Annotated in this window: 18 protein-coding genes and 2 tRNA genes; 9 read left to right on the top strand and 11 right to left on the bottom strand. The window is 54.0% G+C overall.

What is annotated here, in order from left to right:
• Positions 1–6: 6 nt before the first annotated feature.
• Positions 7–94, bottom strand: a tRNA-Ser gene (locus ACTJJA_RS03680).
• 623 nt (positions 95–717) lie between these two features.
• Positions 718–2,331: a mechanosensitive ion channel domain-containing protein gene (locus tag ACTJJA_RS03675; protein ID WP_440666241.1), complete on the bottom strand. Its 1,614-nt coding sequence runs from the start codon at positions 2,329–2,331 to the stop codon at positions 718–720.
• A 388-nt stretch (positions 2,332–2,719) separates the two neighbouring features.
• Here ACTJJA_RS03675 and ACTJJA_RS03670 point away from each other — a divergent pair, with 388 nt between their 5' ends.
• Positions 2,720–3,556 carry an alpha/beta fold hydrolase gene (locus tag ACTJJA_RS03670; protein ID WP_440666239.1) on the top strand — a complete coding sequence of 279 codons (837 nt, stop codon included), beginning with the start codon at positions 2,720–2,722 and terminating at the stop codon, positions 3,554–3,556.
• A 108-nt stretch (positions 3,557–3,664) separates the two neighbouring features.
• Here the strand turns inward: ACTJJA_RS03670 and ACTJJA_RS03665 are convergent, their stop codons facing one another.
• The 3 genes from ACTJJA_RS03665 to ACTJJA_RS03655 all read right to left on the bottom strand — a co-directional run bounded on the left by ACTJJA_RS03665 (position 3,665) and on the right by ACTJJA_RS03655 (position 6,074).
• Positions 3,665–3,922, bottom strand: a complete 258-nt coding sequence (locus ACTJJA_RS03665) for a YjhX family toxin (RefSeq protein ID WP_032674491.1) — start codon at positions 3,920–3,922, stop codon at positions 3,665–3,667.
• Positions 3,923–4,213: 291 nt separating this feature from the next.
• Positions 4,214–4,301 (bottom strand) — tRNA-Ser (locus tag ACTJJA_RS03660).
• 144 nt (positions 4,302–4,445) lie between these two features.
• The gene (locus tag ACTJJA_RS03655; protein WP_440666237.1) at positions 4,446–6,074 is read right to left on the bottom strand and encodes an ABC transporter substrate-binding protein; all 1,629 of its coding nucleotides are present in this window, start codon (positions 6,072–6,074) and stop codon (positions 4,446–4,448) included.
• A gap of 269 nt (positions 6,075–6,343) precedes the next feature.
• On the opposite strand from ACTJJA_RS03655, the gene yccA reads away from it, so the two are divergent.
• Both yccA and tusE read left to right on the top strand, forming a co-directional pair.
• Positions 6,344–7,003: an FtsH protease modulator YccA gene (gene yccA, locus ACTJJA_RS03650; RefSeq protein WP_023335168.1), complete on the top strand. Its 660-nt coding sequence runs from the start codon at positions 6,344–6,346 to the stop codon at positions 7,001–7,003.
• 88 nt (positions 7,004–7,091) lie between these two features.
• Positions 7,092–7,421, top strand: coding sequence for a sulfurtransferase TusE (tusE, locus tag ACTJJA_RS03645; RefSeq protein ID WP_042718304.1), 330 nt, complete (start codon positions 7,092–7,094; stop codon positions 7,419–7,421).
• Here tusE and yccX read toward each other — a convergent pair.
• Genes yccX through ACTJJA_RS03630 form a run of 3 tightly spaced genes read right to left on the bottom strand, consistent with a single transcriptional unit; the run spans position 7,418 to position 9,067 of the window.
• Positions 7,418–7,699: an acylphosphatase gene (gene yccX / locus ACTJJA_RS03640; RefSeq protein ID WP_237846829.1), complete on the bottom strand. Its 282-nt coding sequence runs from the start codon at positions 7,697–7,699 to the stop codon at positions 7,418–7,420. The two genes, tusE and yccX, sit on opposite strands and share 4 nt — an antisense overlap.
• Positions 7,700–7,710: 11 nt before the next feature.
• Complete coding sequence (locus ACTJJA_RS03635) at positions 7,711–8,499, bottom strand: helix-turn-helix transcriptional regulator (RefSeq protein WP_440666234.1); 789 nt, start codon at positions 8,497–8,499, stop codon at positions 7,711–7,713.
• Between the two features lie 10 nt (positions 8,500–8,509).
• Positions 8,510–9,067, bottom strand: coding sequence for a kinase inhibitor (locus ACTJJA_RS03630; RefSeq protein ID WP_440666232.1), 558 nt, complete (start codon positions 9,065–9,067; stop codon positions 8,510–8,512).
• Positions 9,068–9,239: 172 nt separating this feature from the next.
• On the opposite strand from ACTJJA_RS03630, the gene rlmI reads away from it, so the two are divergent.
• Both rlmI and hspQ read left to right on the top strand, forming a co-directional pair.
• Entirely contained in the window at positions 9,240–10,430 is a 1,191-nt protein-coding gene (gene rlmI / locus ACTJJA_RS03625) for a 23S rRNA (cytosine(1962)-C(5))-methyltransferase RlmI (RefSeq protein ID WP_440666230.1), read from the top strand.
• Positions 10,431–10,490: 60 nt separating this feature from the next.
• A complete protein-coding gene (gene hspQ, locus ACTJJA_RS03620) occupies positions 10,491–10,808 on the top strand; it encodes a heat shock protein HspQ (protein ID WP_010429359.1) in 318 nt (105 codons plus the stop codon).
• A 36-nt stretch (positions 10,809–10,844) separates the two neighbouring features.
• Here hspQ and ACTJJA_RS03615 read toward each other — a convergent pair whose 3' ends face one another.
• Positions 10,845–11,258, bottom strand: a complete 414-nt coding sequence (locus tag ACTJJA_RS03615; protein ID WP_010429357.1) for a CoA-binding protein — start codon at positions 11,256–11,258, stop codon at positions 10,845–10,847.
• A gap of 170 nt (positions 11,259–11,428) precedes the next feature.
• Between ACTJJA_RS03615 and csgI the strand changes: the two genes are divergently transcribed.
• Positions 11,429–12,091 (top strand): curli synthesis inhibitor, encoded by a 663-nt coding sequence (gene csgI / locus ACTJJA_RS03610; protein WP_174339306.1) that lies wholly within the window; start codon positions 11,429–11,431, stop codon positions 12,089–12,091.
• Between the two features lie 80 nt (positions 12,092–12,171).
• Complete coding sequence (mgsA, locus tag ACTJJA_RS03605; RefSeq protein WP_008499922.1) at positions 12,172–12,630, top strand: methylglyoxal synthase; 459 nt, start codon at positions 12,172–12,174, stop codon at positions 12,628–12,630.
• Between the two features lie 58 nt (positions 12,631–12,688).
• Here mgsA and helD read toward each other — a convergent pair whose 3' ends face one another.
• Positions 12,689–14,743: a DNA helicase IV gene (gene helD / locus ACTJJA_RS03600; protein ID WP_440666226.1), complete on the bottom strand. Its 2,055-nt coding sequence runs from the start codon at positions 14,741–14,743 to the stop codon at positions 12,689–12,691.
• Between the two features lie 123 nt (positions 14,744–14,866).
• Here helD and ACTJJA_RS03595 point away from each other — a divergent pair, with 123 nt between their 5' ends.
• Positions 14,867–15,313, top strand: coding sequence for a YccF domain-containing protein (locus ACTJJA_RS03595; protein ID WP_100165146.1), 447 nt, complete (start codon positions 14,867–14,869; stop codon positions 15,311–15,313).
• Positions 15,314–15,331: 18 nt separating this feature from the next.
• On the top strand, positions 15,332–17,494 hold the full coding sequence (gene yccS / locus ACTJJA_RS03590; protein ID WP_089598375.1) for a YccS family putative transporter: 2,163 nt from the start codon (positions 15,332–15,334) through the stop codon (positions 17,492–17,494).
• On the opposite strand, the gene ACTJJA_RS03585 is transcribed toward yccS, so the two are convergent.
• Positions 17,451–18,077, bottom strand: coding sequence for a TfoX/Sxy family DNA transformation protein (locus tag ACTJJA_RS03585; RefSeq protein WP_421511941.1), 627 nt, complete (start codon positions 18,075–18,077; stop codon positions 17,451–17,453). The genes yccS and ACTJJA_RS03585 overlap by 44 nt on opposite strands.
• Between the last annotated feature and the right edge of the window lie 18 nt (positions 18,078–18,095).

Raw genomic sequence — 18,095 nt, 5'->3', positions numbered from 1 at the left:
CGAATTTGGCGGAAGCGTAGAGATTCGAACTCTAGAACCCTTTCGGGTCGCCGGTTTTCAAGACCGGTGCCTTCAACCGCTCGGCCACGCTTCCAAAGTGAGGCGCACTATAAACATCTCCGGGGGCGATGTAAAGCAGGAAATTGAATAATTTAGGTGTTGGTTGTTATCCCTTCTCAATGTGCCTATTGTTTATCCAGTCAGCGGCTAAAATGTAAACGTTTATTTTTGGATAAGTGAATCTTATTTTTCAGTGGTTTCTGATATAGGCTCTTTTTCATACCAGGCTTTGTACGCAGACAACAATTCCACCTTTATAAATTTCCGCAGAGACTATTCACTGCGATAAGCGATTTTTCATGAATATAATCAATATCAGTAAATATAAACTTTCTCTCTGGCGTAATCTCTTACCGTGGCTGGAACAAGTTGGCACCCCAAAAAACGATCCACACGACTATTTTCTGGTTTATTTTAAAGACGCGGATAATACAGCTATATTCTGAAGTTAGTCCTGTTCTCAATGGCAGGTATCGTCGACCTCACGGCTATATGGCATAAAGCCCTTGAGATTACGCCACTTCGATTTTTAATGAATTCTGTCTAACCCTTAAATAAACCATTATGAGCTTTCTCTTTATCAGCGATCGTTGACCAGAAGCTATAATCCTACGATACCGCCTTCCCTGGCGGCCACCTCACTTCAGAACAGGTACATTATTTTTCTCCCGGCGGAGGGGCCGCAGGTGCCGGGTACCAGTTTTCTTTGGCAACCATCACACTGCCCTCCGGCTGCATCACAAAGTTCGGCGACATAATCTGTACGTTGAACTCGTTGAAGACGTCCTGAATATGGCTGTGCAGCTCATTACGGGCAATAGCAAGAGACAGATCTGGCTGCAGCCGTACCTGCAGTTCATACGCGATATACCAGTCCATTAACCCTAACTGACGCACCAGCGGCGGTTCGGAGAGATCAATCCCTTTTGCCCGTTTGGCCGCCAGCTCCAGCATGGCATGCACCTGACGCCACGGGGTGTCGTAACCGATGGTTACGCCCACCGTCAGGTTAACGCTGCCATCCGACTGCTGCGCGCTAAGATTGGTGATCTTGCCGCTCACCATCACCGCATTAGGCACGGTCACCACATAGTTCTCGCGGGTGATGATTTTGGTGGCGAGCATGCCGATTTCGCTGACCTTTCCCTCATTTTCCGACACACGAATAACATCGCCTTTTCGCAGGGCGCGGGAGTAAATCAGCACCAGACCACTCATCGCATGGTTCATCACCCCCGCCGATCCCAGCGTGAGCATCAGGCCAAAGAAGACGCTAATACCTTTAAAGGCCAGCGAATTCGCACCGGGTAAAAACGGGTACGCGGCTGAGAGCGCAAAGAGCCAGACGGCAACGGAAATTAACTTACGGGTCGCGCCTACCGTTTCCGGGTGAATGCCGGGGAGTTGTAAACGCCCTGCTTCCACCTGATTGAGCACCAGTTTCAGCAGCTTCAGAATAAACGCGGTAATGATGAAAATAATCAGGACAATCATCAGCCCCGGTAAAGCAGACACAATGGATAACGCGATTTCTCGCGCGACGCGTATCGACCAGTCTCCCAACGATGTGCCCCACACGCGCGTCCAGGGAAAGAGACTGAATGCCCAGCTAAGCCAGACATAGAATCCGATAAGCCCCAACACAATCATCAGTAGCGCGTAGAGTCGGATTTCAATGGCACCGATATAACGCCGCCAGCTTTGCGGCACCCAACTCCGATTCTCCAGAATACGCCTGTGGTACAGGCGTCTGAACCAGCGCCAGGATCGCCAGGCGCCATAACACAGCAGAGCCAGTGCCAGAAGCCCCGCTATCGTTTTTACGCCCGAGAGGGTCAACCAGCCGGTATTGTATTGATCGCTTAGCGCCGCTCTCTGCGCTTCCATTCGCGTTAACACTCTCTTTGCGGCCTGGTCGAGGGTGAGATCGTCCCCTTCGTCTAAATCAGACTCGGTCAGCAGCATCACCGGCTTACTGTTCATCACAATCAGCCGTCCCTGCTGGTTGTAGCGGGTCACGGGGACAATTTTTAGCGGCTCGCTGACGTCCGCCTGGGTAAAATTACGCAGGGTATTGCGGATGCGTAACACACGTTCTTCGGGCGTGGTAAGGCCAAATTTTGCCTGCAGCATGACAATCGGTTGATGGAAGATATAGACCGTGCGCGCGCGCTCCTGCTCCGTAGGCTCCTGACGGGGCTCGGCAGCAAAGGATGAGAAAGCGATCAAGGCGGCAAAACAGGGTAGAAACGCAAGTTGGATCCTTTTCATCACCACGACCCCACAGGCAAAAATTCTTTTATTTTCAGACAACCAGCGAAAGGCGAGTTAGTGTTTTGAGCATAGACCAGCCTTTCGCTTCTGCAACAAGGCCGGGAAACGACGCGCATTTTCTCGAGACAAATAAACCGGAAAGGACATTATCTGAAATTATCCCCCTTATTTTTGATGCGGGTCGAAACGTAAGGCCTGTTCCCCCGCAGCCAGCGGGTGTATGGCTGCCTTTAACGGTAATGAAACCTTCTATTTCCACTATTTCTCCTACACTTTAAAGGTTCTACCGGTACGGTGAACGTCAAAAAGCCGGATCGATTAGGGCTATGAGGGTGCGAGCCTTTCAGCCTGCGATCATGTTGCCTTTAACTGAGGAGTTTGCGGTATGGCATTCGTAACAACGAAAGACGGCGTCAACATTTTCTACAAAGACTGGGGTTCAAAAGAGGCGCAACCCATTGTTTTCCACCACGGCTGGCCTTTAAGTGCCGATGACTGGGATAACCAGATGCTCTTCTTCCTTGCGGAAGGCTATCGCGTTATCGCTATCGACCGTCGTGGTCATGGGCGTTCTGATCAGGTGAGTGAAGGCCATGATATGGATCATTATGCCTCCGATGCGTCGGCCGTGGTTGAAAGCCTGGACCTGCGCAACGCCGTGCACGTCGGCCACTCCACCGGCGGCGGCCAGGTCGCCCGCTATGTTGCGCAGTACGGACAACCGCAGGGGCGCGTCGCCAAAGCGGTGCTCGTCAGCGCCGTCCCGCCTCTGATGGTAAAAACGGACGCTAACCCCGGTGGAACGCCTATCGAGGTTTTCGACGACTTCCGCAAAGCGCTGGCGGCTAACCGCGCCCAGTTTTACCTCGACGTCGCCAGCGGTCCTTTCTACGGCTTTAATCGGGACGGGGCCGACGTTTCACAGGGCACCATTCAAAACTGGTGGCGCCAGGGAATGATCGGAAGTGCCAAGGCTCACTATGAGGGAATTAAGGCGTTTTCAGAGACCGACCAGACGGAGGATTTAAAAGCCATCACGGTTCCTGTACTGGTGCTGCAGGGCGACGACGATCAGGTTGTGCCGTATAAAAATGCCTCTTTACTGCAGGACAAGCTGCTGGCGAACAGCGTACTGAAAGTTTATCCGGGCTTCCCACACGGGATGCATACCACCCATGCGGATACTATCAACGCGGACATTCTGGCCTTTATCCGCTCTTAGACGTCACCTTTCTTATTTCTTGCCGGGTGGCGCTGCGCTTGCCCGGCCTACATTTCGCACGCTCCACCGTAGGCCAACGCCACCCAAGGGTGGCGTTGTTTATTCCGGTTAACGATTATCCAGCTGGGCGCGAACGTTGTTCAGCCCGGTTGTATTGATGCGATAAGGCTGCCCGTTGACGGATCGGATCAGCTTTTTAGTGCGGAGTTTTTTAAAGACGTTAAGCGTGCAGTCGCTCAGCACCAGCCCTTCACGGGTGTAGCACTCAACGGACGTGACGCGGCCAGAACTGTCGCGGACGTGCACAATACGTCCACCTTTGGCGAGAACGTGTAAGGTTCGTTGTTCCTGACGGGATAAATTCATACTGGAAAACCTGTGTAATCATCATGCGTAAAAACGAGCCCACACCTGCAGGTGCGTGCGTAAGGTTTAAGCGCAGCGATAACCAGTCCGTCCTGAAAAGAGCGGGAAACTGATTATCTGATGAAAACATTCTCCAGCATCAAAGCCTCGGTGAGAGATAGCAAGATATTTACGGCGTGAATGATAACGCCTGTTTTATATAGGGGAATAGTGGTTTTTTAAAAATGTGAGCCGGATCGGCCAATCCAAAAGAAGAAACCCCAGGTTGACGAGCAACCTGGGGTTTATATTTGGCGGAAGCGTAGAGATTCGAACTCTAGAACCCTTTCGGGTCGCCGGTTTTCAAGACCGGTGCCTTCAACCGCTCGGCCACGCTTCCTAAGTGAGGCGAACTATAAACACCTCTCTGCGTGCTGTAAAGAGCCACGGCATTCGTTCGCTTTAAAAATAGCCAATACGCGTTTAATCGGTTGAATTGACAACGTATTGGCCGTTTTCTCAGCACATAATGCAGCGTTCAGGCTTAGTGCTTCTTGATGTACATATCTTTGGTGTAGTAGTACCCCAGCTTATCCGGCGTGAATCCGCCCACCCACGGTTTCACCAAGTGTGTACGCACGTAGTGATAGACCGGGATCGCAGGCACGTCGCGCCCTAAAAGATCCTCTGCCTGCTGGTAGAATTTGCCGCGCTCTTCCGACGTTTTCGCTTTCGCCGCGTTGACTAACGCCTGGTCATACTCCGGGTTGCTGTACTGGCTGGTGTTTTCACTGTCTCCGGTACGGTAGTTGTTGAGGAACGTCGCCGCATCATCGTAATCCGCAATCCAGGCGTAGCGCACCACGTCAAAGTTGTGGGTGTGCATGGTATCCAGCATGGTTTTCCACTCCTGATTTTGCAGCTTCGCCTCCACCCCAAGATTTTTCTTCCACATTGAGCTGGCCGCGATGGCAATGCGCTGGTGCGATTCAGACGTGTTGTAGAGCAGATTAAAGCGCAGCGGGTGGCTGGCGTTAAAACCGGCTTCGTTGAGCAGTTTTTTGGCTTCGGCAATGCGTTTTTCCATCGGCCAGCTGGCGTAATCCGGGTTTTTTAGCGTGATACCGCCGATATCCGGCTGGCTGACGAGCCACGCCGGACGCTGCCCCTGCCCTAACACTTTCTCCGCGATGATGTCTTTATCCAGCGCCATGTTCAGCGCCCTGCGCACGCGGGCATCATTAAACGGTGGACGGGTGGTGTTGAACTCATACCAGTACGTGGCAAGCTGTGGAGAAACATCCAGTTCGCTGCCCAGCGTTTTCTTGAGCTGCGCAAACTGATTGATCGGCACCGTATAAACGATGTCGATTTCACCGGCCTTATAGCGGTTCACATCCGAGGCTTCAGAGGTGATGGGCAGGTACGTCACCTTATTGATAACGGTATGCGCGTTATCCCAGTAGCGCGGGTTGCGCTCGGCCACAATGCGCTCGTTGACCACCCACTGCGACAGTTTATAAGCACCGCTGCTGACGAAATGCTCGGGTTTGGTCCATTTATCACCGAAACGCCCAATCAGCACTTTATCCACCGGCACCAGCGAAGGGTGCGCCAGCATCGCCAGGAAAGCGGCATTTGGCTGGGTGAGCTTGACTTCAAGCGTAGTGTCGTTGATGGCTTTCACGCCCAGTTTATCGGGCGTTTGTTTACCCTGCGCAATCTCTGCGGCGTTGATGATGTGCATGTTGCCCGGATAGCTGGCGTACGGCGAGGCGGTTTTAGGGTCGACCAGACGCTGCCAGCTCCAGACCACATCTTCTGCAGTAATGGCGGTGCCGTCGCTCCAGGTGATGCCAGGACGCAGATGGAACGTCCAGACGGTGTTGTCTTTGTTCTCCCATTTCTCCGCCAGCCGCGGCTGGATATCACCGTTCGGAGAAACGCTGACCAGCCCTTCGAATAAATCGCTGATAATATTGAATTCGACATCGCTTTCGACTTTATGCGGGTCAAGCGATGAGGGTTCACTGCCGTTGTTCCTGACCAGTTCCTGCTTCTCTGCCAGTTGCGTTCCTGCCGGCACGTTAGCCGCCCAGCTTACCGTGCTGGTGCACAGAATGGCCGCGGTTAACAAAGAGAGTGTAAAGTTAGTGCGTGTTTGTGGTTTCATGTCCTTCGCCTTATTGTCTGTTTTATGACGATCCGGGAATAACTCTTAGCGCTCGGATTGAAATAAGGCAATATTTTTCAGTAACCTATAAGAGGTTGATCTGAATAAAATTCGTAATCCGCTGTTCATCCTGTGGGAAATGATTTTCGCAGAAGAAATAACCAGCATCAGCGCTAACGTGCTGAGTAAAGATGGGTAAAACCACTTTGAGACTGGCGCGCCGTTTCCTATTCTTGCCGTTAATTACATCTGTCATAAGAGAGTGACTCATGGATCGTATAATTACTTCTTCACGCGACCGCACATCGCTACTCAGTACCCACAAGGTGCTGCGCAATACCTATTTCATGCTTAGCCTGACGCTGGCATTTTCGGCGATCACCGCCACCGCCAGCACCGTGCTGATGCTGCCGTCTCCGGGGCTGATCCTGACGCTGGTGGGGATGTATGGTCTGATGTTCCTGACCTACAAAACCGCTGACAAACCAGTTGGTATTCTGTCTGCGTTTGCCTTCACTGGCTTCCTGGGCTACATCCTGGGGCCGATGCTGAATGCGTATCTGTCTGCAGGTATGGGCGACCTTATCGGTATGGCGCTGGGCGGTACCGCGCTGGTGTTCTTCTGCTGCTCGGCCTACGTGCTGACTACCCGTAAGGACATGTCCTTCCTCGGCGGTATGCTGATGGCGGGCGTCGTGGTCGTGCTGGTGGGTATGGTGGCAAACATCTTCCTGCAGCTGCCTGCCCTGCACCTGGCAATTAGCGCCGTGTTTATTCTGATTTCTTCAGGTGCCATCCTGTTTGAAACCAGCAACATCATTCGCGGCGGTGAGACGAACTATATCCGCGCTACCGTGAGCCTGTATGTGTCGCTGTATAACATCTTCGTCAGCCTGCTGAGCATCCTGGGCTTCGCCAGCCGCGATTAAAGCCACAGTAATGTAAACCTGGCCCCGCTTATGCGGGGCTTTGTTTTTTGATACACTGCTGCGGTTTTTGACTGATGCGTGAATGATTATGTTGAGTTTTGAAGGCAAAGAGATCGAGACCGATAACGACGGTTATCTCAAAGAGAGTGGCCAGTGGAGCGAAGCGCTGGCAGCGGTGATTGCGGAAAAGGAAGGAATTGCACTTTCCCCCGAACACTGGGAAGTGGTGCGTTTCGTGCGCGAATTCTATCTCGAATTCAACACCTCTCCGGCTATTCGTATGCTGGTCAAAGCCATGGCCAATAAATTCGGCGAAGAGAAAGGTAACAGCCGTTATCTGTATCGCCTGTTTCCAAAGGGCCCGGCAAAACAGGCAACAAAGATTGCCGGCCTGCCTAAGCCGGTGAAGTGCATTTAATAGCGAATACCGAAGTTAACGTACTCCCGACCGGGTTGATGCGGTTCCGTTAAAACCTTATCAACCCGCGCACTTCGCGGCCCGCCCGCTTTCAGCCACGCCACCAGCTTCTCAACCTGCTCCGCTTCGCCACAGGCGACCACCTCAACGCTGCCGTCATCCATGTTTCGCGCGTATCCCGTTAGCCCAAGCTCAATTGCTTCGCGCTGGGTGCTGTAGCGAAATCCGACCCCCTGAACGACGCCGTGAACCCAGGCGATGGTGCAGACTTTAGACATATTTCTTCTCCTTAACGTAGCGTTTTCGGCAAACAGCCATAGTGTTGCCGGAAACGGGCGGTGAAACGAGAGCTGGAAAGATACCCACATTGTAATGCGATTTCGCCAATCGGTAATCGGGTTGACTGCAGCTGTGACAAAGCAACGGCCATTCTTACCTCCTCCATAATCTGGCGAAAACTCTGCGACTCTTCACGTAGCCGTCTGCGCATCGTCGGCACGCTCAGGGCCAGACGGCTGGCGACATCCTGCGCGGTCCAGGCTCTTGCGGGCGACAGCATAATGAACTGTCGCACCTGCTCGGTCAGGTTATTGTTTCGCTCAATAAGCAGCGGACCTGCCACGCCGTCATGCAGCAGTGCCAGCAAAAGCCCAAAGGCCTGATGCTTTTGCAGCGCCTCCGGTAAATCCTGACGCACGGCGTGCAGCAGGTTATCCCACATAAACGCCAGCCCCTCGCTCAGCGGAGCGCAGAGCGAATGCAGCGTCGTGCGCGGCCAGGATTTCAGGTAATGCGCTTTGAACCCGGCAACAATTTCCGGCGATAACATCAGCAAATCCGAGTGAAACAGACCGTTTGCAGGCTGGTTGATAATCTCCATCGCCGTATTGGCAGGGATAATGATGAGCTCATCCCGGGTTGCCACCAGGCGGTTGCCATCCTGCACAATCACCTTACTGCCGTGAGTGATATGACAAATCGCCGGAAAAAAGAGTTTAACCTGGTGCAGGCGATGCATTTTGCTGGCACTCACTTCACCCGCCGTGAGATGTTTATGTCGAAAATGAAACTCCTGCACACCGCCATCCTTATCTGCTGTAGATTGCTGTTAACTGAGCCTTTGCCAGAACGTGACTATTGAGCATAAAGCCGACCAGCGCGCCGCTGGCATTTTTATCGACGGGCAGTTTATCCACGTCCAGCGCCCAGACGGTGATCTGATAGCGATGAGGCTTATCCCCTGCGGGGGGACATGCGCCACCGAATCCAGAATAACCGAAATCATTACGCCCCTGCACAACGCCTACGGGTAATTTTTCGCCGTTCGGGTTACCCGCATCGGCTGGCAGCGTCTGCGTCTTCGCGGGAATGTTGACCACGGTCCAGTGCCACCAGCCGCTGCCGGTAGGCGCATCCGGGTCATAAACCGTGACGGCAAAACTTTTCGTACCGGCGGGCGGATTGGTCCATGCCAACTGCGGTGAGGTATTCCCACCGTGGCAGCCAAATCCCTCAAACACCTGCTGTTGCGCCAAATGGCGTTCGCCGGAAATATCCTGACTGGTCATGCTGAAAGGCGTTGCGGCTAAAACCTGACAACTCATCGCCGCCAGAGCGGCTATTGTGATTACATTGTGCTTTTTCATGGGGGTTTCCTTTGCTGAACCGGAAGCCCACTGTATATCCCGCCGCAGTGCCGTAATGTGCTTAAGCGATTTGATTTTGTGCCGAAACGCTCAATGGCATCCGCAGATGATTGCGCCTTGCTGAATGTGGTAATCTACGCGCCATTTCCTGAAATCGACAGAATAGCAAATTATGAGTGTACGTTTAGTGTTAGCCAAAGGGCGCGAGAAGTCATTGCTGCGCCGCCATCCCTGGGTCTTTTCCGGCGCGGTTGCGCGTATGGAAGGTAAAGCCAACCTCGGTGAAACCATCGATATCGTTGACCATCAGGGGAAATGGTTAGCGCGCGGCGCATACTCGCCAGCATCGCAGATCCGCGCTCGCGTCTGGACGTTCGATAAAGATGAAAGCATCGATATCGATTTCTTCGTCCGCCGCCTGCAGCAGGCTCAGCAGTGGCGTGAGTGGCTGGCAAAACGTGACGGACTGGACAGCTATCGGCTGATCGCCGGTGAGTCCGACGGCCTGCCGGGTGTCACCATTGATCGCTTTGGCAACTTCATGGTGCTGCAACTGTTAAGCGCAGGTGCGGAATATCAGCGTGCTGCCCTGATCAGCGCCCTTCAGTCTCTGTTCCCGGAATGCGCCATTTATGACCGCAGCGATGTGGCGGTGCGTAAAAAAGAGGGCATGGAGCTGACGCAAGGGCCAGTTACCGGTGAATTACCGCCTGCCCTGCTGCCTATCGAAGAACACGGCATGAAGCTGCTGGTGGACATTCAGGGCGGCCACAAAACAGGTTACTACCTCGACCAGCGCGACAGCCGTCTGGCAACTCGTCAGTACGTGGCGAACAAGCGCGTGCTGAACTGCTTCTCCTACACGGGTGGTTTTGCGGTGTCTGCGCTGATGGGCGGCTGTGCCCAGGTCGTTAGCGTGGATACGTCACAGGAAGCGCTGGACGTGGCGAAACAGAACGTTGAGCTAAACAAACTGGACCTGAGCAAAGCGGAGTTTGTACGTGATGACGTCTTTAAACTGCTGCGTAAATATCGCGACCAGGGCGAGAAGTTCGACGTTATCGTCATGGACCCGCCTAAGTTTGTGGAAAACAAAAGCCAGCTGATGGGTGCATGCCGCGGGTATAAAGATATCAACATGCTGGCTATCCAGCTGCTGAACCCGGGCGGGGTTCTGCTCACGTTCTCCTGCTCCGGCCTGATGACCACAGATTTATTTCAGAAAATCATCGCCGATGCCGCAATAGATGCTGGTCGTGATGTACAATTTATAGAGCAGTTCCGTCAGGCGGCCGATCATCCGGTGATCGCTACCTACCCGGAAGGGCTGTATCTGAAAGGGTTTGCCTGTCGCGTCATGTAACTTGAAAAGAGAAATATTGCCCTCACATCGTGTGTAAGTAATGTTTCCCGGGAGGTGACTATGATTGCCAGCAAATTCGGTATCGGCCAGCAGGTCCGCCACACCTTGCTTGGGTATTTGGGTGTGGTCGTGGATATCGACCCGGAGTATTCCCTTGACGAACCGTCAGCCGACGAGCTGGCGGTTGATGCAGAGCTTCGTGCCGCGCCTTGGTACCACGTGGTGATGGAAGGTGACGACGGGCAACCCGTTCACACCTACCTCGCTGAGGCGCAGTTAAGCAGTGAGCTGCAGGATGAACATCCGGAGCAACCCACGATGGATGAATTAGCGCAGACTATCCGCAAGCAGTTGCAGGCGCCGCGCCTGCGCAACTGAGCGTGTAAAAAAAGCCCGATAATCGGGCCTTTTTTTTTACTTAGCCAGCCCCAGCCGGGGGATTTCAATCGCAGGGCATCTGTCCATAACCACCTGTAGACCCGCCTCGCGCGCCAGTACGGCAGCCTGTTCGTTGATGACGCCCAACTGCATCCACAGCGTTTTCGCACCAATGGCAATCGCTTCCTGCGCGACACCCCATGCCGCCTCGGAATTACGGAACACATCTACCATGTCCACTTTTTCCGGAACATCGTTAAGCGTGGCGTAGCCCTGCTGGCCTAATAACGTTTTTCCCGCCACTTTCGGCGAAACGGGGATCACGTGATAGCCCTGATCGAGAAGGTATTTCATCACGCGATAACTTGGACGATCCGGTTTATCGCTGGCACCCACCAGCGCGATCGTGCGCGTGGATGTCAAAATCTCGGCAATATCATTCTCTCTCATGGTTTTTCTCCTGGCTTTTTTCAAAGTGTACGCCAAAGCGCACATCTCAACCATCCATCCCATACAGATGTATGAGGGCAAAACGGTGATTTATGTCTATATGTTAGTAAACGTGATTATCGAAAAATTTTGATACATTCTTGCGGGTATATTTTCATCTGGAGTCACCTATGAAAACCGGCATTGTCTCTGCTGTGATTGCGTTAGTGATGCCGGTTTGCGTTTTTGCAACCACGCTTCGGCTCTCTACTGATATTGACCTGCTGGTGCTGGACGGAAAAAAAGTCTCCAGTTCATTATTGCGCGGCGCAGAGAGCATCGAACTGGATAACGGGCCGCATCAGCTGGTGTTTCGGGTAGAAAAAACGATCGGTCTTGCGAACCATGAACAACGGATGTACATCTCTCCCCCACTGATTGTCAGCTTTAATACCCAGCGGGTCAGTCAGGTAAACATTACCCTGCCGCGGCTTGAGAGCGAAAAAGAGTCCGTCGCTTTCGACGCCGCGCCGCGCGTTGAGCTGCTGGATGGGGATTCGATGCCGATCCCGGTGAAGCTTGATATTCTGGCGCTAACCACCTCGCCAAAAGGCACGGACTACGAGGCCGCAACCGAGTCTTATAACAAAGCGGGTAAGCGCGCCTCTCTTCCGCAGTTTGCCACCATGATGGCCGACGACAGTACGCTGTTATCCGGTGTTTCAGAGCTGGATGTTATACCGCCTCAGTCCCAGACGCTGACGGAGCAACGCCTGAAATTCTGGTTCCAGCAGGCCGATCCCGATACGCGCGCCCGTTTTTTGCAGTGGGCAAAACAACAACCTTCGTCGTAAGCCACATTTTTTACGCCTTTCTCTTGCAGCATCAGGCGGTTCCCGTCATCGTGTAGTCAGTTAACCTGATGGATATGATTATGGAACTGACAACACGCACGCTCCCGGAACGCAAACACATTGCTCTGGTTGCGCACGATCACTGTAAACAAATGCTGCTTAACTGGGTTCGCCGCCATCAGTCATTGCTGGAAAAGCACGCCCTCTCAGCGACCGGTACAACCGGCAATCTGATCCAGCGCGAAACGGGTCTCGAAGTGAACGCCATGCTGAGCGGCCCGATGGGCGGCGATCAGCAGGTAGGCGCACAGATTTCGGAAGGGAAAATTGATGTGCTGATTTTCTTCTGGGATCCGCTGAACGCGGTTCCGCACGATCCGGATGTTAAAGCGCTGCTGCGCCTGGCGACAGTGTGGAATATTCCGGTGGCAACAAACCTGTCGACGGCGGATTTCATCATTGAATCGCCGCAGTTTAACTCGCCGGTTGATATCCTTATTCCGGACTATCAGCGCTATCTTTCCGAGAGACTGAAGTAGCTTTTTTGCCGGGTGGCGGCTACGCCTTACCCGGCCTACAAAATCTTGCCTTGCATCGCTATGGTTTACGCGCCACCGGCACATCAATACTCTTCAGAATATCGACAAACACGGATGGCTCCTCTTTATTGAACAACAGCCATACGCGATGACGCGCGCGGGTTATCGCCACATACAGCAGACGTCGCTCTTCTGCATCCGGGAAATCTTCCGGTACCGGCAGCAGGGCCTCTTCCATCACCGACTCACGGGCCGGGGCCGGGAAACCGTCGCTGCCCTCTTTAAGCCCCACCACAATCACATAATCAGCCTGCTGCCCTTTGCTGGCGTGAATTGTCATAAATTCAAGCTGCAGTTTCGGCCAGCGTGTAGCGGCCTTTTCCAGCGCGGCCGGTTTGAGGTGATGATAGCGCGCCAGCACCAGAATGCGTTCGTCGGGTTTCGCGTAGCCGCTCAGTTTATCCAGTAGCGGCTCAAGCTGATCTTCTGCTAACAGGGTGACCGCTTTTTTATCCCCCGGCGTCAGGCTATTGAGCGGTTTGGTCAGCTGGTGCGGGTTCTGCTGAATAAAGCGGTTGGCTATTTCGCCAATGCGCGCATTGAAGCGGTAGGTGGTGTCCAGATCGCTGCGATCGCCTTCGCCAAAATAGTGGTGAAACGCTGTCGTCAGTGAAAGTTGCGCCCCGCTAAAGCGATAGATGGCCTGCCAGTCATCCCCCACCGCAAACAGCGACGCATGTTTGTTCTGCGCCCGCAGCGCCGAGAGCAGAGCAGCACGCTGCGGAGAGATATCCTGAAACTCATCCACCAGTATGTGCTTCCACGGGCTGACGAAACGCCCCTTCTCTAAAATGATAATGGCCTGATGGATAAGCCCGGAGAAATCGACGGCATTCTCCTCTTTCAGTGCCGTTTTCCAGGCTTTTAGCATCGGAGCCATCAGCTTCACGCGCTTTGAAAATACCGCGCGGATCGCCTCCGGCGCGCTTTCAATCATCTCGGCCTGTGAACCGCCGTGCATGCGCATCAGGCTGACCCAACGATCGAGACGCGAGCCGAGCCGACGTGCCAGCTTGTCGTCCTGCCAGAAACTGCCTTCCGGCACCGCCCAGTTCAGCTCTTCCTCCAGCCACTGACGCCAGCCTTTTGCCTGTGCTTTTTTCTCACTGCACTGTTGCCGCCACGTTTTAATGAACAGCGCCTGGCGCGCCTGCGTGTCGTTTTCCAGCTTACTGATGGACGGGACTTTCTTGCTGCCCTGCTGAATGATATGCAGCGCAAGCGCATGAAACGTTCTGGCCGAGATATCCTGGGTATGCAGTCTCGCCTGGATACGTTCGTCCATCTCCTGTGCGGCTTTGCGACCAAATGCCAGCAGCAGAATCTGGTCTGCAACGGCCTCGCCAGTGGTCAGAAGCCAGCCTGCGCGAGCCACCAGCACCGAGGTTTTACCGCTCCCGGCGCCCGCAAGTACCAGCAGCGACTGTTCACCGTTGACCACCGCACGCGCCTGCGCAGGGTTAAGCGGCGATGACTCGACCGTGCTGAAGAAATCAGCATATTGGGTGAGCATGGCATCGGTCCAGGCCTGGTTATGCGCCATGCGACTTTTATCAATATCGCTCAGCCATGCCTGGCACTTCCGCCATGCATCACGGCAATTTTCAAACTCATTGAGACGCGCTACGGGGAACGGCAACGCAGTCAGCGCCTGTTTTATTTTTTGCTGCAGTCCCGCAGTTTGCTGGCGCGTGAGCCATTTGTGTTGGGCATCGCTCTGCGCGATTTCATCCAGTACCTGCTGCAAAACCTGGGCGGCAATCACGCTCATATCCTGGCTCCACTGCTGCCAGAGCGTGTTCAGATGGTAATGAAAACGCTGGGTTTCCCCCCACTCAGTACCGTGAAGGCGCACCACTTTATCGGCAGGCAAAACGAACTCCAGCTCGCCCCACACCAGCCCACGTTTACAGTGGATCGCCAACATTTGATTGAAGGGAATGAGATATTCGTGGCGTTCCCCGGAGACTTTCACTCCCGCGTTAAGGAGCACAACCTTGTCGTAAGGGTGTTGAGCCAGGCGTTTGCCCATTGACGTTGCTTTCAGTTCCATATCCAGCCGGATCCACGAAGAGATAATTTGCCTGATAGTTTAACTGCCAGTTTTAAGGTGCTCCAGCCTAAAAAAACGTTACAATCAGTGGGCGTTAATTTTATCGAAAGGAAGTGAGGGTTTATGCGTACCGTTCTGAATGTGTTGAATTTTGTGCTGGGCGGTTTTGCCACCACCCTTTCTTGGCTTTTTGCCACTCTGGTCAGCATCGTGCTTATCTTTACCCTGCCGCTGACGCGCTCCTGCTGGGAAATCACCAAACTCTCCTTTATTCCCTACGGTAATGAGGCTGTCCACGTTGATGAACTGAACCCGGAAGGTAAAAACGCGCTGATGAATACCGGCGGCACCGTACTGAATATTCTGTGGCTGATTTTCTTTGGCTGGTGGCTGTGCCTGATGCACATTTTTGCCGGTATCGCCCAGTGCGTGACGATTATTGGCATTCCTGTTGGGATCGCGAACTTTAAAATTGCCGTCATTGCCCTGTGGCCGGTTGGACGTAGGGTCGTCCCGGTTGAGGTGGCGCAAGCCGCGCGTGAGGCCAATGCTCGCCGTCGTTTTCAGTAATAAGGACTGGCCGCGCTCATGCTAAGCCCACTGCTTCGCCGTTATACCTGGAACAGCATCTGGCTTTATAACGTCAGAATTTTTATCGCTCTTTGTGGCACCGTTGCCCTGCCGTGGTGGCTGAATGACGTTAAGCTCACGATTCCGCTCACGTTAGGGGTGGTTGCGGGGGCGCTTGCGGACCTCGATGACCGTCTGGCCGGGCGTCTGCGCAACCTGGTTATCACTCTTGTCTGTTTCTTTATTGCGTCCGCGTCCGTCGAGCTGCTCTTCCCGTGGCCCTGGCTGTTTGCCTTAGGTCTTACGCTCTCCACCAGCGGATTTATTCTGCTCGGCGGGCTTGGACAGCGTTATGCCACCATCGCATTTGGCGCGCTGCTGATTGCTATTTACACCATGCTGGGTGTGTCGCTGTACGATCAGTGGTACCAGCAACCCGTGCTGCTATTGCTGGGGGCCATCTGGTATAACCTCCTGACGTTAACAGGGCACCTCATCTTCCCGGTGCGCCCTCTGCAGGATAATCTTGCTCGCAGCTATGAGCAGCTGGCTCATTATCTGGAGCTGAAATCCCGGCTGTTTGACCCGGATATCGAAGAGGAAAGTCAGGCCCCTCTTTACGATCTGGCGCTGGCAAACGGCCAGCTGGTCGCCACGCTGAACCAGACCAAAGCCTCCCTGCTGACCCGACTTCGCGGAGACCGCGGCCAACGCGGGACGCGAAGAACACTTCACTACTACTTTGCCGCTCAGGACATCCATGAGCGCGCCAGCTCTTCGCACGTTCAGTATGCCGCCCTGCGTGAAACGTTCCGCTACAGCGACGTGATGTTCCGCTTCCAGCGGTTACTTTCCATGCAGTCTCAGGCGTGCCAGCAGCTAGCGCGTTCAATTTTACTGCGAACGCCCTATCAGCATGACCCGCGGTTTGAGCGCGCGTTTAGCCATCTTGATGCGGCAATCGACCGCGTGCAGGCCAGCGGAACCGCACCGGAACATATAAAAGCGCTGGGTTTTTTGCTTAATAACCTGCGGGCAATCGATGCTCAGCTCGCGACGATTGAATCCGAACAGGCGATGGCCATGCCGGGCAACGATGCCGATAATCAGCTTGCTGATGACAGCGTGCATAGCGTTAGCGACATGTGGCTGCGGCTGAGCCGCAATTTTACGCCGGAATCTGCCCTGTTTCGTCACGCGGTGAGAATGTCACTGGTGCTCTGCGTGGGTTACGCGTTTATTCAAATAACCGGTTTACACCACGGCTACTGGATCCTGCTCACCAGCCTGTTTGTCTGCCAGCCCAACTATAACGCCACCCGCCACCGCCTGGCGTTACGTATTATTGGAACGCTGGTAGGCGTCGCCATTGGCCTGCCGGTGCTCTATTTCGTGCCGTCCATCGAAGGCCAACTGGTGCTGATCGTCATTACCGGCGTACTGTTCTTCGCCTTCCGTAATGTGCAATACGCCCACGCGACGATGTTCATCACGCTGCTGGTTTTACTGTGCTTTAACCTGCTGGGAGAAGGGTTTGAAGTTGCCCTGCCCCGCGTGATCGACACGCTCATTGGCTGCGCTATCGCCTGGGCGGCGGTGAGTTTCATCTGGCCCGACTGGCGTTTTCGTAATTTGCCGCGTGTGTTAGACAGGGCGATGAATGCAAACTGCCGGTACCTTGATGCGATCCTTGAGCAATACCACCAGGGGCGCGATAACCGCCTTGCTTATCGTATTGCCCGACGCGATGCGCATAACAGCGATGCGGAACTGGCGTCGGTGGTCTCGAACATGTCCACGGAACCGCGCGCCACCGCGGAAATTCGGGAAACCGCTTTTCGTCTGCTGTGTCTGAATCATACGTTCACTAGCTATATTTCTACGTTGGGCGCACACCGTGAGAAACTGACCAACCCGGGCATTCTCGCCTTACTGGATGATGCCGTCTGCTACGTCGATGATGCGCTTCACCATCGGCCAGCCGATGAGCCGCGCGTTCAACAATCGCTGGATGAACTGGCCCAACGTATTGCCCACCTTGACCCGGGCGCCGACAACAAAGCACCGCTGGTCCTGCAGCAAATCGGCCTGCTGATTGCCCTGCTGCCGGAAATCTGCCGGCTGCAGCAGCAGATCGCTACCTTGAGGAATGATGCTCCTGACTCTCGGGCAGCGCATTAAACCACTCTGTCAGCTCCCGGCGAATGTCGGCCGGGAGCGCCGCTTCATGTAGCCCTTCGATGGCACCTTCCAGCGCGAACAGCACCTTAATACTTAAGGCCTTGTTTTTAGACCTCATCTTTAACCAGCATTTCCTGGCGCCCAGTTCCCGTAAGGTTTCCTCATTAGCGATGCCTGCTTCTAAAAGCAGCACCTCAAGTTGAAAGGTCAGGTTCGGAAGATCTTTTAGCCGGTTGCGCTGATGGCGCTGGCAGCGCTCCTTCCTTGCCGCGTCGAGAGCAAAGGAGGAAAGCTGGAGCAATTTGTCCCTGTCCTGCCACAGCCCGTCGTCCACCCGATAGTAATTAAGCAGGACGGGTCGGCCGCGTTTCATCAGCGTCAGAAACGAAGAGGCGTTTTTTACACAATACCTGGCACTTTCTTCACAGGCCCGGAGGTAGAGTTCCCCCTCCGACACCATCGCGAAAACCGCATTATCCACCGCCAGGGTGTACCCACCGAATAGCGCCCGATGATGAATTTCGCCTAACGGTGAGAGGTATTCCTGCGATTTATAAATCCGCTCATAAGATATCTTTTTCATGATAATTCCATTAAAAAT

The organism is Enterobacter sp. 22452, from assembly GCF_052045065.1.
GTDB classification, from domain to species: Bacteria; Pseudomonadota; Gammaproteobacteria; order Enterobacterales; family Enterobacteriaceae; genus Enterobacter; species Enterobacter mori.
This window is presented reverse-complemented; position numbering and strand designations above follow the sequence as displayed.

Coding starts and splice junctions, on each gene's coding strand:
- csgI (WP_174339306.1), top strand. CDS start 11,429: ATGAAAACCGGCATTGTCTCTGCTGTGATTGCGTTAGTGATGCCGGTT.
- rlmI (WP_440666230.1), top strand. CDS start 9,240: ATGAGTGTACGTTTAGTGTTAGCCAAAGGGCGCGAGAAGTCATTGCTG.
- yccX (WP_237846829.1), bottom strand. CDS start 7,699: ATGTCTAAAGTCTGCACCATCGCCTGGGTTCACGGCGTCGTTCAGGGG.
- ACTJJA_RS03665 (WP_032674491.1), bottom strand. CDS start 3,922: ATGAATTTATCCCGTCAGGAACAACGAACCTTACACGTTCTCGCCAAA.
- hspQ (WP_010429359.1), top strand. CDS start 10,491: ATGATTGCCAGCAAATTCGGTATCGGCCAGCAGGTCCGCCACACCTTG.
- ACTJJA_RS03655 (WP_440666237.1), bottom strand. CDS start 6,074: ATGAAACCACAAACACGCACTAACTTTACACTCTCTTTGTTAACCGCG.
- yccA (WP_023335168.1), top strand. CDS start 6,344: ATGGATCGTATAATTACTTCTTCACGCGACCGCACATCGCTACTCAGT.
- ACTJJA_RS03585 (WP_421511941.1), bottom strand. CDS start 18,077: ATGAAAAAGATATCTTATGAGCGGATTTATAAATCGCAGGAATACCTC.
- ACTJJA_RS03615 (WP_010429357.1), bottom strand. CDS start 11,258: ATGAGAGAGAATGATATTGCCGAGATTTTGACATCCACGCGCACGATC.
- tusE (WP_042718304.1), top strand. CDS start 7,092: ATGTTGAGTTTTGAAGGCAAAGAGATCGAGACCGATAACGACGGTTAT.
- helD (WP_440666226.1), bottom strand. CDS start 14,743: ATGGAACTGAAAGCAACGTCAATGGGCAAACGCCTGGCTCAACACCCT.
- mgsA (WP_008499922.1), top strand. CDS start 12,172: ATGGAACTGACAACACGCACGCTCCCGGAACGCAAACACATTGCTCTG.
- ACTJJA_RS03630 (WP_440666232.1), bottom strand. CDS start 9,067: ATGAAAAAGCACAATGTAATCACAATAGCCGCTCTGGCGGCGATGAGT.
- ACTJJA_RS03595 (WP_100165146.1), top strand. CDS start 14,867: ATGCGTACCGTTCTGAATGTGTTGAATTTTGTGCTGGGCGGTTTTGCC.
- ACTJJA_RS03675 (WP_440666241.1), bottom strand. CDS start 2,331: ATGAAAAGGATCCAACTTGCGTTTCTACCCTGTTTTGCCGCCTTGATC.
- yccS (WP_089598375.1), top strand. CDS start 15,332: ATGCTAAGCCCACTGCTTCGCCGTTATACCTGGAACAGCATCTGGCTT.
- ACTJJA_RS03670 (WP_440666239.1), top strand. CDS start 2,720: ATGGCATTCGTAACAACGAAAGACGGCGTCAACATTTTCTACAAAGAC.